This is a genomic window from Pacificispira spongiicola, from assembly GCF_012926505.1.
In the GTDB taxonomy this organism is placed as follows: domain Bacteria; phylum Pseudomonadota; class Alphaproteobacteria; order UBA8366; family Aestuariispiraceae; genus Pacificispira; species Pacificispira spongiicola.
The window spans coordinates 873,413-888,832 of record NZ_JABBNT010000002.1; the positions used below are offsets into that span (position 1 = coordinate 873,413).

Sequence of the window (15,420 nt, forward strand, 5' to 3'; positions counted from 1 at the left end):
GACTGGCCGGAGTCCGGCAATGCTGAGCTATATCGCGCGGCGGCTGGGCGGTGGCCTTATCGTGCTGCTGATCGTGACCTTTCTGGGATATGCCCTGATCGGTCTGATGCCGGGCGATCCGATCGATCAGATGCTCGCCGGCAACCCCGACCTGACGCCCCAGGACGTCCTGCGCCTGAAGGCCATTCACGGATTGGATCAGCCGTTGTTGGACCGCTATTGGGCCTGGCTGTCCAGCGCGCTTAACGGCGATTTCGGCTATTCCCGACTGTACCGTCAGCCCGTCGGCGAGATACTGATACCGCGCCTGGGGGCAAGTCTTCTACTGCTCGGTACCGCCCTCATCCTATCGCTGTGCATCGCCGTGCCGTTGGGAATCGTCGCGGCGGCGCGGGCGAACGGTCCGCTGGATTATCTGGTCAACCTCATCTGCTATGCCGGTATTTCAGTGCCGCCCTTCTGGCTGTCGCTGATGCTGATCGCCTTGCTGGCCGTCCCCATCGCCTGGATTCCGGCGGGCGGGATGGGCGACCCGGATTTGAGTATGTGGCAGCGCCTTCCCTATATGCTGTTGCCGGTGACGGCGCTGACCCTGTCCGCCGTCGGCGGTTTCACCCGGTTCCTGCGCGGCGCGATGCTTGAGGTTCTGTCGGAAGATTTCATGCGCACGGCCAAGGCAAAGGGCGCCGGTCCCTATCGCCGGTTCGTCGGTCATGCGCTGCGCAACGCCTTGCTGCCGCTCATCACCTTGATCGCCCTCAGCTTCGGCAGCTTGTTTTCCGGTACGCTGATCATCGAAACCATCTTCGGCTGGAACGGCATGGGCCGGATGATTTTCGAGGCGACGATGGGCAACGATTTCAATCTGGCCCTGGTCGCGCTGATCGTGACGACGGGGTTCACGCTGATCGCCAATATTCTGGCCGATGTCGTCTATGCAATGCTCGACCCGCGCATCCGTCTCGACGGCGCGGCGGGCGACGATGGGGGATCGGCGACATGATCTCTCCCCGATCCCGCCGTATCCTTCGACGGTTTGTCGGTCACTGGCCCGGCATGGCGTCCGCCGTGGTTCTGGCCCTTTTATGCCTGACCGCCTTGTTCGCTCCTCAAATCCTCACAATCCTGGGACTGGACCCGTTCGCGACCGATCTGTTCCTGTTGAAGGCCCCGCCCGGCCCCGGCCATCCATTGGGCACGGACGAGGCCGGACGTGACGTCCTCGCGCGCCTGATCCTGGCCAGTCGCGCCTCGCTCACCGTCGGCCTGACGACCGCCCTGGCGGCCAGCGCCATCGGCACGCTGATCGGGTTATGGGCGGGATATTTCGGCGGGCGGGTCGATTCCATCCTGATGCGCCTGACCGATGGGGCCATCGCCTTGCCGCTGCTGCCGCTGTTGATCGTCCTGTCCGCCATCGACTACGCCAAGGTCGGCTTGGACGGATTGAACGAGGGGTCGGGGCTGGCCCGTATGGTTTTGATCCTGTCCCTTTTCGCCTGGACGACCGTCGCGCGCCTTGTCCGGGCAGAAACGATGAGCCTAAAAACAAGGGACTTCGTCGTCGCGGCGACCGCCTTGGGCGCGACACCAGGCCGTGTCCTGCGACGGCATATCCTGCCCAATGTTCTGGGCGCGGTGATCGTCGCCACGACGCTGGCCATCGGCAATGTCATCCTGCTGGAAAGCGTGCTCAGCTTCCTGGGATTGGGCCTGTCGCCGCCGACGCCCAGTTGGGGCGGGATGCTGACCAATGCGCAAAATACCCTGTGGGACCGGCCCGAATTGGCGCTTTGGCCGGGGCTCGCGATCTTCCTGACCGTGATCGCCTTCAACTTCCTGGGCGACGGCTTGCGCAACGCCCTTGCCGCCCGCGAAAACCCGGCGGCGGGTCGGTAGCCGCAACATATCTAAAATCCAGGAGAATTCTTGCGATTTTGCGCTTTCTCGCTTATATTCACCGTATCCGACTATCCGTTCGCGCGTAGAAATGCGGAGGATAGGGGCAGCGGCGCAGAAACAGTCCACCGAACGATAGGTTCAACTGGACGGGCGGCGCGACACGAAAGGAAAGTGCAATGGCTGATATTGGTGCCATCGGCGGTTTCAATCCCGCAACCACGCGCAGCAATGCCGATTCCGAAGCCGCGGCCCAACGCCGGGCGGAAGAAGCCCGCCAAGCGGCGGAACAGCGGCAGGCCGAACAGGCGGAAACCGCACGGGAAGAGGCCGCTGCGGCGGAGGAATCCGATTCCGACGATCAATCCCAAGCCGGCGGCCAGCAACAGCTGTCCGAAGATACCGTGACGCTGAGCAGCGCGGCGCAGGACTTCCTGCTGCAGTCGGATCGCGAAGCGACGGAAACGGCTGCCAATGACGATGCCGCCGCCACGGAAGCCACGACATCGGTCGCCGCCCCGGCTGTCGACCCGACCCAAGTCGGCGGCGTGAACGGCACGAACCAGACGACCACCGACGAAGAGAACACGTCCGCCGTGAACGGCAACCAGGACAATCAGTCGGAACAGACGCGGGCCTTGGGTCAATTGGTCGATCAGTTCGCGTAATCGCAACAACGTGTAACATCCCATACTGACGGATGGTAACGCCGCCCCCTGCGACGTTGCGGTCGCTTGTCATACCGTGACGGTCCTTTCATGCTGCCGATCCGCACAAACAAATCGGATCGGCCCGTCATGCAATCGCTTTCCCCCCAATCGCTTTCCCCCGCCTTTCGCCTTCTGATCCTGATCGCCGGTATTTTCGGGGCACTCGGCGTCGCACTTGCTGCCCTGGCCAGTCACGGGTTGGAGGCGACGAAGACGGAACTGGAAATCGAATGGGTCGCCACGGCCAGCCGTTTCCTGATGTTCCATGCTCTGGCGCTGATCGGCACCGGCTACCTGACGGATCGGCGGGGCGGACTCCTGCCCGTCCTGTGCGGCGTCACCCTTGCACTGGGCACCGGGCTTTTCTGCGGCAGCTTGCTGATGCTCGCCTTCGTCGGGTCGGGTTCCATCGCCATGATGGCCCCGGTTGGCGGTAGCTTGATGATTCTCGGTTGGATCGGGATCGCGCTGTGCGGGATCGTGCCGAGGCGATAATCCCCCCAGGTCAAACGGCTCAACTTTAGGCTTCCGATTCCTGCCGGAATCACGGTACTCCTAAGTCAGGAATCTGTGCATGAAGAGGGGAACTAAGCATGTCGACTCCAACCGGGATCGGACGACATCGCTTTCGGGGCAGTGTTTCGGCGGCCGTTTTGGCGGGTCTCGCCCTAGGCTGGGCCGTGACAGGCGGCGCGGCGCAGGATGCCCGTGCGGACGGTATGGCCCCGAAAGCCTGCTATCTTCATACACAAGACGGTAGCGCGACGCCGGACGACCTTGAAGCGGCCTATGACTGCTTCGAAGAACAACTCCTCGCCGGTTACGCACAGTCCAAACATATCCTGGCCAAGACTTTCGGCGGTTGGGAACGCGCCGGGGACATGCCTTTCGTGTATGACGCGGTCGGCGACCGGTACCTTGTCGCCTATGGCAATGAACGCGCGGTCGGCGAAGAATCCACGCTGTGGCTCGATCGAGGGCTGCCGGTCGGTGCGACGGTGGCCGTCGCCGGTTTCACAGTGGACGAAAACGGCATGCTGCATGCCGCGCCGTTGATGATTTATGAGAAGATGTCCAAGGGCTACACCTTCGGGCGTGGCAACTGGCGTCAAACGATGATTGCCGAGGACGGCGCGATTGTCGGCGTGACGAAAGGTCCGGGCGCGGAAGAGCTGACGGTCTGCGAAGACTGCGCCGCGCGCTCGGCCGACCGTCTCTACCTCGCCCTGATGCATGACGGTCGCATGCCCGCGGATGCGCCGGAGGAATCGGCACCGATCCAAGAAGACGGAACGATGGAGGGAGAAACCCTCGATCCGGGCGCGGTGCTCAGCCCGGCGCCGCTCGACCCGTCGGCAACGCTGGATCCGTCCCTGTCCGTGCCGCCCGCGGAAAATTTCGATCCGAACGCCTCGCTGAACAATGGCATGGAAAGCGAGACCCTGGCGCCGCTCGACCCGATGGCCCCGCTCGATCCCTTGGCGCCGCTGGAACCCAATGCGCCGAGCACGGGCCTCGACCCGGCTGCGCCGCTCGACCCTTTGTCGCCGTTGGATCCTCTCGCCCCGCTTGAACCCGATGCAACGTCGAGTCTGGACGACAACTCCACGGCCATGGCACCGGAAGAACCGGAATCCATGGAGCCGACCACCGATAGCGACGATAATCTGGGCACGGACATGGCGGATGCGGGCGATGCCGATATCGGCGCGCAAGACCCGGCCGCGAACAACGCCGATATCCTGTCCGGTTTGGCGTTGGAACTCGCGGACGCCGTCGATCCGCTTCTGGAAGTACCGGTTATCGGAACGGCGGACGCGCCGCCCTTCCTGGAACTGCCGGAAGCAAGCGGCTAACCGGTCTTTTCCTATCGATTACCGACTATTGCCCCAAGGCCTGCGCGGCGGCGGGGTGAAGCGGCGCGAACAGGGTCGCACTGGCCAAATCCTCCACCTTGATCGTGGCAAAAGCGGGATGCGACGCGTTCAACCGCGCCAGCCCCCGCGTCAGAGCCGTCGTCAAATCCGCCACCAGTGCCGGATCCGCATCGACCGTGGTCGTCAGGACCGGCCGCAATCCCACCGTCCGCACGGATACGCTCTGCCCCGGATAGGTCTTGGCCGGGATTGTCACCTCGGAATAGCCCTGTAAGACACCCAGCAGGTCCGACACCTCGTCATCGGAAAAGGAAAGGGGCGTAATCCCGCAACGACGGCCCGCCGCCGTCAGCAGATCGGCGGGATGCACCGCCATAACGACCACGGCATCCGTCTGACCGTCGCATAGACGATCAATGGCTGCCACGACCGGCTCCCCGCTCACCTCCGATAAATCATCACGGTCGAGTCCCGCGACATCCAACGCCGCATCGGCCAGGATACCGCGATAGCTGCCCGGCGTGCCCAGGCTGGCGCGCTTTCCGTCCAGATCGGACAGGCGTGAAACCGGGCCTGTCGCCTTCACGAAAACCGTAAACGCCTCCGTATAGAAGGCGGCGACGGACCGAAGTTCTTCGGCGGGGCCGACATCGCGGTATCGGCTGCTGCCCTGAACCGCGTGATACAGCCAGTCACTCTGCACGATCGCAAAGGGCATGCGGCCCTCCTGCAAGGCGGCGATGGCGGCGGCGCTGTCAGACAGGCTGGCGACGGCACAGGATCGCGGCACGCTTTCGGTTTCCATCAACCGGCATAGGGTTCCCGCAAGCGGGAAATACAATCCGAAGGGCAGACCGCCGCCAATCAGGACGCGATCGGTGTCTTCTCCCGGAATGGAAAGATCGAGACTGGTCGACGCGGATTGGGCCGATGCCGGGGACGTCATCGTCAGTAAACCGAGCCCAAAGGCCGCAGCCGCCAATCCGCCCGCCATCCGTCCAAACCATGCGTTCTTGCCAAAACTCACATCCATCCCCTTCATGCACATGTCAAAATCATACAGGCTGAAACAGCCTCCAAATTATGCCGCGTTGTCGTCCGCGCTTTCCCGGTCGATGCGATCCCCTTCCAGCAGCGTCCAGGATACCGCGCGCTTCAACACCTTTCCCAAAACCGCATCGAAACCGGCGACGACCTCTATCATGGTCGGCCCTGGTGCCGGGAGAAAATATTCGAAGGTCCGCGATCCGACGATGCGGCGGTCCGGCATCTTCACCAATTTCGTGTTCAGTCGGATACGAATATTCGGCGCGCTGCCCTCCGGCAGCGGCATACCGTTTTCGTCCACATATTCCGCCTGAAACTCGCGCAGGTCCGATTTCATGATGAAATCCGCGCTTAACCCGATGGCCTGCCTGCCGACCGAAATGATTTTCCCCGAATTCTCGAAGCTTTCGATCATCAGGTTCTGCACCATTTTCGGCGCACTATCCGTCCAGGCGGCGCGGCTGAAATATTGCAGTTCGATCGACGACCGGCGCAGCGCGATCCGCGACGACGCGATCCCGGCCGCCGCCTGGGGCGTTTCCACCAGCAATTGCCAATCGACCGAGGGCAGGCCCTCGTCGAAGGTGCTTTTCGGCGTCAGAACAAAGATGCGCGGCGGCGACCCGCTGCCCGGCAGGCTGACGGAACAGGCCGACAGCAGGGCCAGCGCCGATGCGCCGCCCATCCATTCCAGGACACGGCGGCGGGAGGACGATGCAGTGACCGCCTGTCCGTTCAAAAGGCTTCCCCTCATTCCAAATCGTATCCCTGTTGAGAATCCCCGAAGAAGAACTGCGCCGGATCGCGTTCGATCTGGTTCGTAATCCGCGTCAGGGACGAAATCAGTACACGCATTTCGGAAAGCATCTGCGTGAACTCGTAAAGACCGGTTGCGGTGAAATTGGTAACAGGCGTCCGGTTCTCTGCAATCAGAGCCTCGGCCTCCCCGGCGGCCCCGGCGATGCTGGTCGCCGCCTGCCGCAATTCCCCGGAAATGGCGCTGAGATTTGCCACAGCCTCCGACGCATCCGACGCGACACCGTCGATCTTCGGCGCTACGGTATCCGCCAGGGCGGAATACCGGCCCAGCGTATCCTGCGTCGTATCCGCCACGGACCCGATCCTATCGTTCGCCGTCACGACCATCCCGTCGACCTTGTCCAGGGTTGCCGTCAATCGAGCCGCCAGCGCCGTACCGTCGCGCCGTAAATCCTCGGCCAGCGCGGCATAGGAGCCGATCGCTGAATCCGCCGACCCGATAACCGGCGCGGCCTGTTTCGCAATATCATCCAATTGCGCCGTGAAGCGTCGCATATCGCGGACAAGATCGCGCGCTTCCACAATGGTTTCTTCCGTCGCCCCGGCCAATCCTTCGCCACGATCCGCGAAGGCGGAAACCAGCCGCTGCGCATCCTCCGCCGTTCGCGACAGCTGTTCCAGTGTCGATGCCCCCTGTTGCAACAACACGGTCACGTCTTCGGAGCTTTCCGCCAGCGCCCCTGAAAAACGGTCGATATTTCCGATGGTCGCATTGATATGGGCGATATTGTCATCGTTCAGAAGCTTCGAGGCTTGGCTCGCCAAGTCCCGCAAGTTCCCCATGATTTCCGGTGCGCTTTCCAGAACCTGTTGTAGACCCGACACTTCCGAGCGGATTTCCGCGCGCTCGCGCCCCGGTTTCGGACGGATCGGCGGGGCATTGGCCGTGCCGCCGTTCAATTGGATAAAGGCGACGCCGGTGATGCCCTGATATTCCAGGCGGGCGACGGCATCTTCGTGGATCGGGGTCGTTTCCGGCACCTCGATCACGACCTGCACTTCGCCGAAACGGTCCGGGCTGATCCGCATGTCGGTGACGATCCCGACCGGAATGCCGGAATACCGAACGGGATTGCCGATGGATAGGCCGCTGACCGACCCTTCGAAGAAGATATCGTAATGCGTCACATCATCATCGATATCGACATCGGCCAGCCACAGAATAGCCAGCACAATGGCGGCAAAGAACGACAGGACGAAGGCCCCGACGATGACGTAACTCGCGCGCGTCTCCATACGTTCCCCTTCAATCCGCTTTCGACGCGGTGCCGGTTGCGCCGCCGCCAACCGCCCCACCACCGACCGCTCTGGCCCGCGGCCCATGGAAATATTCGACCAGCCACGGATGGTCGTTCTCCATAAGCTCGGCCATGGTACCGACCGTTACCCGTTTGTCTACCAAGGCGGCGATGCGGTCGCAGATGGCGGCCAAACTATCCAGATCGTGCGTGACCATAAAAACGGTCAGTCCCAGGCTTTGTTGAAGGGACCGGATCAGGCGGTCGAAGGCCGCCGCCCCGATCGGATCCAGCCCGGCCGTCGGCTCGTCCAGGAAGACCACATCCGGGTCCAGGGCCAGCGCCCGCGCCAGGCCCGCTCGTTTCCGCATCCCCCCGGACAATTGCGAGGGCAGCTTCGACCCTGCATCCGGCGGCAAGCCGACCATAGCGATCTTCAGCATCGCCAATTCGTCCATCAAGCTCTGCGATAGGGTCAGGTGTTCGCGCATCGGCACCTGAATATTCTCCGTCACGGTCAGGGAGGAGAACAACGCCCCGTCCTGAAACAGAACGCCGATACGGCTGCGCAGATGGGTCAGTTCGGCGGTGCTGGCGGACCATACATCGGTTCCCAGCAGGTCGATGCTGCCGCCAGACGGTCGCTGCAACCCGATTACTTCGCGCAGCATGACCGACTTCCCGGTCCCCGATCCACCGACAACGCCGATCACTTCCCCCCGACGGACATCCAGGTCCAGCCCGTCATGGATCACCTGCGTGCCGAAGCGGGTGGTCAGCCCCCGGATACGGATTGCGACATCCCCCACCGATCACACCCCCAGGATCGAAAAGAAGATGGAGAACAGGGCGGTGGCAACGATCACCAGGAAGACGGATTCGACCACGGACACCGTCGTCTGGTGGCCCACGCTTTCCGCCGTGCGCTGCACCTTCAGGCCTTCATAACAACCGACGATCGCGATGATATAGGCATGGACCGGTGCCTTCACCAAACCGACGACGAAATCGTCGATATCCACCGCCCCCTTCAAGGCCGTCACGAATTGCGACGGCGACAGATCCAGCGCCAGAACGGTCATCACGCCACCGCCCAGCACCCCCATGATATCGGCAAAGAAGGCGAGAAACGGGAGGGTGATCATCAGGGCAAGCACGCGCGGCAAAACCAGCACCTCCACCGGGTCGAGACCCAGCGTGCCCATGGCGTCGATTTCCTCATTCACCTTCATCGTGCCGATCTGCGCGGTGAAGGCGGATCCGGATCGCCCCGCGACGACAATGGCGGTGATCAGAACCGCGACCTCCCGGAACATGGACAGGCCCACAAGGTTCACCGTGAACACTTCCGCCCCGAATTTCCGCAATTGATCGGACATCAGATAGGCCAGCACGACCCCGACCAGGAAGGATAGCAATCCGACAATGGGAAGGGCGTCCAATCCGGTCCGTTCGATCTGCGTGATCAGCGCATTGGGACGTAGGCGGTTCGGCCGGATCGCGCTGCGCCCGAAGGCGACGGCGACCAGACCGACAAAGTTCAGGAGCTCCAGCCCCTTTTTCCCAAAATCGAACGCGCCTTCGCCGACTCGCGCCAGGAACCTTACCAGCGCATTCGCACGGTCCGCCTTGGGCACCGCCACATCGTCCAACTTGCCGACGATTTCCAGAAGCGGGCGGTGTTGTTCCGATACATTGACGAATTCGACGGGGGTGCCGCCGCCGCTCAACCGGTGCGCGGCCCGGAACAACATCCAGGCCCCCGCGCTATCCAGGCGGCTGACCGCGGATAAATCGAAGGCGATCTTGCCGTGACCGGCGCCGCTGAAATCCTTGAGTGTCCGGTCCAGCGCCGATGCGCCGTCCACGGTCCAGTCGCCGCCGAACAGCATCCGGGAACCGTCATCCGCCGGATCGGGACGCATCCATCCGGCGCCCTTGTCCGCCCCGGTTCCTGCCGTCTTTCCGGTCACGCCGCCGTTCCCCTGTTTCTACCGACGAAACATTGCCCCTAGAGGCGTAACTCACTAGGATGCGCTGCTTTTCGCCGACCGACTGTAGAGGCTTCAATGGACCTGACGCAACATATCCGTACCATTCCCGATTTTCCCAAGCCGGGAATTCTATTTTACGATATTTCGACCCTGCTGGCGCATCCGAAGGCCTGGCGGTCCTGCGTCGACCAACTTGCGGAAACGGTTAGAACCTGGAAGCCGGATCTTTTGGTCGGGATCGAAAGCCGCGGATTTCTGACGGCGGCGCCGCTGGCCTTGGAACTCAATCTGGGTTTCGCGATGGTCCGCAAGCAGGGCAAGTTACCGGGTCAGACCGTAAGCCATGTCTATGAATTGGAATACGGAACGGATACCGTCGAAATCCAGTCGGATGCTATTCAGCCGGGCCAGCGCATTGTGGTTCTGGACGACCTGTTGGCAACCGGCGGCACGATGAGCGCGGCCATTGAATTGATCGAAAAGGTCGGCGGCATTGTGGCTGGCGTGGCCTGTATCATCGAATTGAACGGTCTGGGCGGCCGGGACGAAATGACTGTCCCGTTCCATTCGCTCATTCAATACGACATTTAAGCGACTGAGCTTTTAGCGAGAGCCATCAGGCCCTCGTCGGTTCCCGCACCGCCTAGGATGGATAGGCCGACCGGCAATCCATCCAGGCGCGCCCATGGCAGCGACAGCTGCGGCAGGCCGGTCAAGGGCGCAATGCCGGATAGACGGATGATGCGGGCGCGGACCTCGTTCGATATGACGGATCCCTTCCCCGCTTCCAACGCCGGCCCGGGTGCCGCAGGCAGCACAAGGACACCGCCATCCGCCACAACATTTGTCACGCGTCGCGTGATCGCAGCCCGGTTTTCCAGCGCCGCCTGCCAATCGGCCTTCGAAATCGACGAACACCATTCCAGGCGTTCGCGAATGCCGGGACCGATTTGCGGTTTCGTCTTTTCGATCCATGGCCCCAGCGTCGCCCAGATTTCCGCCCCCTGCGCGACACGGAAACAATCGAACCACGCGTCCAGGCTAGCACCCTCCGCCAGTACGATAGGTTCCGCCGCGCCATAGCGATCTTCCAACCGACCCGCCGCTGTTTCCAAGGCCGTTCGGGTGCCATCCTCCGCCTGATCCCAGGCATCCAGCGGATTCAGCAGGCGCGGTTTCGGCAAATCCTGCCCAAGCCCCGTCAATAGGACCGTCCCGATGCGGATCATCATGTCGGGATCGCGTGCAAACCAGCCAACCGTGTCGAAACTGGGGGCCAGGGGAAACACGCCGGCGGCGGAAACCCGGCCATGCGTCGGGCGCAATCCGTACAGGCCGCAGAAACTGGCCGGCACCCGGACCGAGCCGCCCGTGTCCGTGCCCAGCGCGAAATCCGCCAAGCCCCCGGCCACCGCCGCGGCGGAGCCACTGGACGATCCACCGCAGACCCGACCGGGCGCATTGGGATTGATCGGCGTTCCGTGGTGATGGTTTTCCCCAACGATCGAAAAGGCGAATTCGTCGGTGATCGTCTTCCCCTTAACCGATGCCCCGGCGGCAAGCAGCAGAGAGACCGCATCCGCATGCACCGACGCCGGATCGTGCGTTCGGCCCCAATCCGGGTTGCCGCATTGCGCGACCGTTCCGGCGATATCGAACAGGTCCTTCACCGCGAAGGTCAGTCCGGCCAAGGGTCCTGTTGCCGCGCCGTCGACGCGCAGGCCTTCGTCGATGAAGGCGTTTAAGGATCCTGCCATGGAGATCAGCGCTCGTTCAGGGCGTTCTCACGGGCTTTGATGATCGGCTTCAGCAGATATTGAAGCACGGTCTTTTCGCCGGTGATGATATCGACGGTCGCGGTCATGCCGGGGATGATCGGTTTATCCTCGCCCAGGCTGGTTTCATTCGTGGAAAGGCGCACGCGGTAATAGGGTTTGCCTTCCTCATCCAGGATCGTATCGGCGGAAATATCGACCAGTTCCGCATCCAACCCGCCATAGATCGAGAAATCATAGGCGGACACTTTCACCACCGCTTTCAGACCGGGATAAAGCTGCGCGCGATCCGCCGGTTTGATGCGGGCCTCAATCAGCAGACTGTCTTCCAAGGGCACGATTTCAGCCACCGGATCGCCGGGTTTGACCACCCCGCCGATCGTGTTGATCAAAATCTTGTTCACCGTGCCGCGCACCGGGGATCGGATATCGGTTCGCCGCGCCCGATCCTGGCCGGCGGTCAGTTCTTCGCGCAGGCGTTCCGCATCGATACGAACCTGGCTCAAATCCTGCTGCGCCTTGGCGCGAAAGGCCGACAATTCCTGTTCGATCGTGCTGGTCGCTTCTTGAATCTGCGAGCGGATACGCGGGATCGACAACTGCACGTCCTCCAGCTCCGCTTCCAACTGCACGACGGTCTTACGTGCCGTCAGGAGTTCCTGCTGCGACGCGGCCCCGGCGGCAACGAGCGGCTGCACGAGATCCAGTTCCTGGCGCGCGATTTCCAACTGGTTTTCGATCTGCGTCACCTGCGCTGTCTTCTGACGCAGTTCCTGCAAGGCCTGTACCCGCTGTGTTTCACGGATTTTAATCTTGCCGCGCAGTTCCGTCAGGTTGGTTTGGAACACGTCATTCTGATCACGGGCGCGATCGGATGCATGCTCCAGCACTTCTTCCGGGAAGGCGATCTCGCTGGCGCCCGTCGCTTCGGCCTGAAGGCGCGACGCCTGGGCCAGCAAGCTGCGATACTGTTTGGTCTTCTCCGCCAGTTCCGCGGTGGCGAGACGGTTTTCGACACGCATGATGACATCGCCGGATTCGACGATCTGGCCTTCCTGGACGGCGATTTCCGCGACGATCCCGCCTTCGAAATGCTGCACGATTTTGGTTTGACCGGACGGGATGACCTTGCCTTCCCCGCGCGTCACTTCATCCAGAACCGCGCCATGCGCCCAGAGCAGCGCCGTCACGAAGAAGGCCGCGATGAGGAACAACATGACCTGGGCCCAGAAACGGGCGTTCCGGCCGGACCCGGAATTCGATTCCGCTTCGAAGATACCGTGGTCCCAATTGCCAGCGGACATGGTCCTTGCGCTCCGTTCGTTGAGAGGGTCGCGTTACATCTTGGCCGCTTGGATTCGACCGGAAGCCAGGGCTTCCATGACGATTTCCTTCGGCCCGTCCGCTACGATACGCCCGCCATCCATGACGATCAATCGATCGACCAGTGTCAACAGCGACCCGCGGTGGGTCACCATGATCAGGGTTTTGTTGGTCAGCACCGTGCCGAGACGCGCCTTGAACCGACCTTCCGTCGTGTTGTCCATGGCGCTGGTCGGCTCGTCCATCAGCAGGATCGGCGGGTCCAAAAGCAAGGCGCGCGCCACGGCCACCGCCTGACGCTGCCCGCCGGACAGGGACATGCCCCGTTCCCCGACCGGCAGGTCGAGGCCCAGCGGGTGTTTCGAAATGAATTCGTCCACGCCGGAAATCCGCGCCGCGCGCAGAATCGCCGTATCGTCTGCATAGGGCGCACCGATTGCGATGTTTTCCTTCACCGACCCGAAGAACAGGTAGATATCCTGCGGCACCACGCCGACGGACCGGCGCAAATCCGCCGGATCGATCTGGCGCACGTCAGTGCCGTCGATCAGGACCGAACCCTCGTCCGGATCGTAGAGCCCCAGCAACAGTCGTTCGATCGTGGATTTACCGGACCCGATACGCCCGATAATGCCAACCTTCTCCCCCGCTTCGATACGGAAGGACACGTCGCTGAGCGCCGATGTCTTCGCCTCGGGGTAGTTGAAGGTGACGTTGCGGAATTCGAGCGTACCGTGGAATTCGGGACGGTGAACGAAGGACCGCCCTTCCGGTCGTTCGACCGGGGTCTGCATCATCTTGTCCAGGCCGATCAGGGATTCCCGCGCCTGATTGAACCGCGTCGCGATGGCCGCGATCTGGGACAGCGGCGCCATGGCGCGACCGGACAGCATGCTGCAGGCGATCAACGCCCCCATCGACATGTTCCCGGCATGAATTTCATAAACCCCGACAACCACGACCGCGACGGTCACGAACTGCGTGAAGAAACCGCTGAGATTCAGGGCGAACTGGGACCAGCGCGTCGCCTTCATCGACGATTGCGCAGTCTTGGTGACGAAGGTTTCCCAATTCCGCTGCATCCGCCCTTCGGCGGCCATCGCCTTGATCGTTTCCGCGCCGGAAATCGCCTCGATCAGGATCGCGTGTTTCTGCTGCGCCTCGCGGGTCGTTTCCTTCACGACCTTGCGCATCTGGATTTGAACCAGGAAGCCGACGACAATCGCGATCACGACCATGAAGGTTGGGATGATCACGATATAAGGCGTGCCGATGATCGAAATAATGCCCAGGAACAGGAAGATGAACGGAAAATCGATCAGCGCCGTCACGGTGGACGAGGTGAAGAATTCCCTCAGGCTTTCGAATTCCCGCATGGAATTCGCCATACCGCCCGCCGATGGGGGGCGATGCGCCATTTTCATGCCCATCACCTGCTGAAACAGGCGGGCAGCAATCTTTGTATCCGCTGTTTTCCCAGCGACATCAACCAGATATCCGCGGATCAGTTTCAGCATAAAATCGAAGCCGTAGACGATCGCGATCCCCATCGCGAGGACCCATAGGGTTTCCTCCGCGAAGTTGGGCACGACACGGTCGTAGACGTTCATGGTGAAAAGCGGGCTGGCCAGCGCGAAGCAGTTCACCATGATCGCGGCGATACCGACCTCGATATAAAGCTTCCAGGAATTCAGCAGGGTTCCCCAGAACCAGCCTTTCGGGTCGGCGACCCGGTCGTCCTGTGCCCGCTTGTCATATTGGAATTCCGGCCGTGCGAAGAGGGCATAACCGACATATTCGGCTTCCAGCTCCGCGTAATCGACATCGCGGGCGCCCGCGCCCATTTCCGGCAGGATGATTTTCGCCCGGCCCTCATCGCGATGCAGTTCCGTCAGGACGCAGGCGCGTTGTCGGGTCAGCAGCAGGACGCAAGGCAGCGCAAGGCTGGTCACCGTGTCGAGCCGTTGACGCTGAAGCCTTGCGGAAACGCCCGCGCGCGCGGCGGCGCGGGTAAACAGTTCGGGCGTCAACATGCCGTCGACAAGCGGCAGACCGGAAGTCAGAGCCTCCGACGAGATATTGCGTTCCAGCAGGGTGCACAGGATGGTCAGGCAGCCGAGAAGCGGATCGTCCTTCGTCCCCGGTGTCGGCCGGACCTGCCAGCCGATGGACGACGCCTTGCTGCTGCGGCGGTCGTCGCCGTCGCGATCTTCCTCGCGCCGGTCTTCTTTGCGCTGATCGGTTTCGGGATAGTCCGTCCCACCGCCGGGCGAGCCGTGTTCCTTATCAAGGTCGGCAACCTCCCCCTTCGGGGTCGACCCGTTTTCCAATCTGGGTTTGGTTTCCGTTTCGGCAACGTCGCGCAGGGCACCGACAGTGTCGTTGGCGGCGTGGGCGGCATCGAAATGCCGCTGAAGGGCCTCGGGCGACAGTAAATCGCGATCGGACCGGCCCGCATCGGGATCCGCGGTCCCGCCGTCGACCGGATTCAGCAACCCGGCCCCCCTGGGGTCGTTCAGCAGGCCCGGAGAGCCGGAATCCGAGGGGACGGGCTTCTCCGGAATTTTCTCGGGAGCCCGGACAGACGGGTCCCGTGACGGTACAGCGCCCTTGTTCGGGGCGTCGCCCTTCGGCGTACCGTCCTGCCTGTCCTTCGTAACGCCCTGAGCCATCTGAACTCCGGAATCCCACACCTGTCGTACTTAAGCACGATTCATGGGGGAATTCACCCTACCCGT

Annotated in this window: 14 protein-coding genes; 6 read left to right on the forward strand and 8 right to left on the reverse strand. The window is 62.3% G+C overall.

Features of this window, described 5'->3' with window-relative positions:
* The first annotated feature begins 19 nt into the window (after nucleotides 1–19).
* From HH303_RS09390 to HH303_RS09410, 5 genes are all read left to right on the forward strand, one after another.
* On the forward strand, nucleotides 20–1,003 hold the full coding sequence (locus tag HH303_RS09390; RefSeq protein WP_169625037.1) for an ABC transporter permease: 984 nt from the start codon (nucleotides 20–22) through the stop codon (nucleotides 1,001–1,003).
* The gene (locus HH303_RS09395) at nucleotides 1,000–1,899 is read left to right on the forward strand and encodes an ABC transporter permease (RefSeq protein ID WP_169625038.1); all 900 of its coding nucleotides are present in this window, start codon (nucleotides 1,000–1,002) and stop codon (nucleotides 1,897–1,899) included. Before HH303_RS09390 ends, HH303_RS09395 begins: the two co-directional genes overlap by 4 nt.
* Nucleotides 1,900–2,078: 179 nt before the next feature.
* Nucleotides 2,079–2,567: a hypothetical protein gene (locus tag HH303_RS09400; RefSeq protein WP_169625039.1), complete on the forward strand. Its 489-nt coding sequence runs from the start codon at nucleotides 2,079–2,081 to the stop codon at nucleotides 2,565–2,567.
* A 129-nt stretch (nucleotides 2,568–2,696) separates the two neighbouring features.
* Entirely contained in the window at nucleotides 2,697–3,104 is a 408-nt protein-coding gene (locus HH303_RS09405) for a DUF423 domain-containing protein (protein WP_169625040.1), read from the forward strand.
* Nucleotides 3,105–3,202: 98 nt separating this feature from the next.
* Nucleotides 3,203–4,465, forward strand: a complete 1,263-nt coding sequence (locus tag HH303_RS09410) for a hypothetical protein (RefSeq protein ID WP_169625041.1) — start codon at nucleotides 3,203–3,205, stop codon at nucleotides 4,463–4,465.
* Nucleotides 4,466–4,490: 25 nt separating this feature from the next.
* Here HH303_RS09410 and HH303_RS09415 read toward each other — a convergent pair whose 3' ends face one another.
* Genes HH303_RS09415 through HH303_RS20085 form a run of 5 tightly spaced genes read right to left on the reverse strand, consistent with a single transcriptional unit; the run spans nucleotide 4,491 to nucleotide 9,563 of the window.
* Nucleotides 4,491–5,513, reverse strand: a complete 1,023-nt coding sequence (locus HH303_RS09415; protein ID WP_169625042.1) for a TAXI family TRAP transporter solute-binding subunit — start codon at nucleotides 5,511–5,513, stop codon at nucleotides 4,491–4,493.
* 54 nt (nucleotides 5,514–5,567) lie between these two features.
* Nucleotides 5,568–6,287 (reverse strand): ABC-type transport auxiliary lipoprotein family protein, encoded by a 720-nt coding sequence (locus HH303_RS09420; RefSeq protein WP_169625043.1) that lies wholly within the window; start codon nucleotides 6,285–6,287, stop codon nucleotides 5,568–5,570.
* Nucleotides 6,284–7,588: an MlaD family protein gene (locus HH303_RS09425; protein WP_169625044.1), complete on the reverse strand. Its 1,305-nt coding sequence runs from the start codon at nucleotides 7,586–7,588 to the stop codon at nucleotides 6,284–6,286. Before HH303_RS09425 ends, HH303_RS09420 begins: the two co-directional genes overlap by 4 nt.
* Before the next feature lie 10 nt (nucleotides 7,589–7,598).
* Nucleotides 7,599–8,399, reverse strand: coding sequence for an ABC transporter ATP-binding protein (locus tag HH303_RS20080; protein WP_319637361.1), 801 nt, complete (start codon nucleotides 8,397–8,399; stop codon nucleotides 7,599–7,601).
* Nucleotides 8,400–8,402: 3 nt separating this feature from the next.
* A complete protein-coding gene (locus tag HH303_RS20085; protein WP_319637362.1) occupies nucleotides 8,403–9,563 on the reverse strand; it encodes an MlaE family lipid ABC transporter permease subunit in 1,161 nt (386 codons plus the stop codon).
* Nucleotides 9,564–9,659: 96 nt separating this feature from the next.
* Between HH303_RS20085 and HH303_RS09435 the strand changes: the two genes are divergently transcribed.
* Complete coding sequence (locus HH303_RS09435) at nucleotides 9,660–10,175, forward strand: adenine phosphoribosyltransferase (protein WP_169625045.1); 516 nt, start codon at nucleotides 9,660–9,662, stop codon at nucleotides 10,173–10,175.
* On the opposite strand, the gene HH303_RS09440 is transcribed toward HH303_RS09435, so the two are convergent.
* The 3 genes from HH303_RS09440 to HH303_RS09450 are packed head-to-tail and all read right to left on the reverse strand — an operon-like array spanning nucleotide 10,172 to nucleotide 15,354.
* Complete coding sequence (locus HH303_RS09440) at nucleotides 10,172–11,341, reverse strand: amidase (protein ID WP_169625046.1); 1,170 nt, start codon at nucleotides 11,339–11,341, stop codon at nucleotides 10,172–10,174. The genes HH303_RS09435 and HH303_RS09440 overlap by 4 nt on opposite strands.
* Nucleotides 11,342–11,346: 5 nt before the next feature.
* Nucleotides 11,347–12,663, reverse strand: coding sequence for an HlyD family type I secretion periplasmic adaptor subunit (locus HH303_RS09445; protein ID WP_169625047.1), 1,317 nt, complete (start codon nucleotides 12,661–12,663; stop codon nucleotides 11,347–11,349).
* Nucleotides 12,664–12,696: 33 nt separating this feature from the next.
* Nucleotides 12,697–15,354 (reverse strand): type I secretion system permease/ATPase, encoded by a 2,658-nt coding sequence (locus HH303_RS09450; RefSeq protein WP_169625048.1) that lies wholly within the window; start codon nucleotides 15,352–15,354, stop codon nucleotides 12,697–12,699.
* Between the last annotated feature and the right edge of the window lie 66 nt (nucleotides 15,355–15,420).

What these genes read in the sequence shown, in the direction of transcription:
- HH303_RS09405 (WP_169625040.1), top strand. Translation starts at nt 2,697, where the DNA reads ATGCAATCGCTTTCCCCCCAATCGCTTTCCCCCGCCTTTCGCCTTCTG.
- HH303_RS09395 (WP_169625038.1), top strand. Translation starts at nt 1,000, where the DNA reads ATGATCTCTCCCCGATCCCGCCGTATCCTTCGACGGTTTGTCGGTCAC.
- HH303_RS09400 (WP_169625039.1), top strand. Translation starts at nt 2,079, where the DNA reads ATGGCTGATATTGGTGCCATCGGCGGTTTCAATCCCGCAACCACGCGC.
- HH303_RS09450 (WP_169625048.1), bottom strand. Translation starts at nt 15,354, where the DNA reads ATGGCTCAGGGCGTTACGAAGGACAGGCAGGACGGTACGCCGAAGGGC.
- HH303_RS09420 (WP_169625043.1), bottom strand. Translation starts at nt 6,287, where the DNA reads ATGAGGGGAAGCCTTTTGAACGGACAGGCGGTCACTGCATCGTCCTCC.
- HH303_RS09440 (WP_169625046.1), bottom strand. Translation starts at nt 11,341, where the DNA reads ATGGCAGGATCCTTAAACGCCTTCATCGACGAAGGCCTGCGCGTCGAC.
- HH303_RS09445 (WP_169625047.1), bottom strand. Translation starts at nt 12,663, where the DNA reads ATGTCCGCTGGCAATTGGGACCACGGTATCTTCGAAGCGGAATCGAAT.
- HH303_RS09425 (WP_169625044.1), bottom strand. Translation starts at nt 7,588, where the DNA reads ATGGAGACGCGCGCGAGTTACGTCATCGTCGGGGCCTTCGTCCTGTCG.
- HH303_RS09390 (WP_169625037.1), top strand. Translation starts at nt 20, where the DNA reads ATGCTGAGCTATATCGCGCGGCGGCTGGGCGGTGGCCTTATCGTGCTG.
- HH303_RS09435 (WP_169625045.1), top strand. Translation starts at nt 9,660, where the DNA reads ATGGACCTGACGCAACATATCCGTACCATTCCCGATTTTCCCAAGCCG.
- HH303_RS09410 (WP_169625041.1), top strand. Translation starts at nt 3,203, where the DNA reads ATGTCGACTCCAACCGGGATCGGACGACATCGCTTTCGGGGCAGTGTT.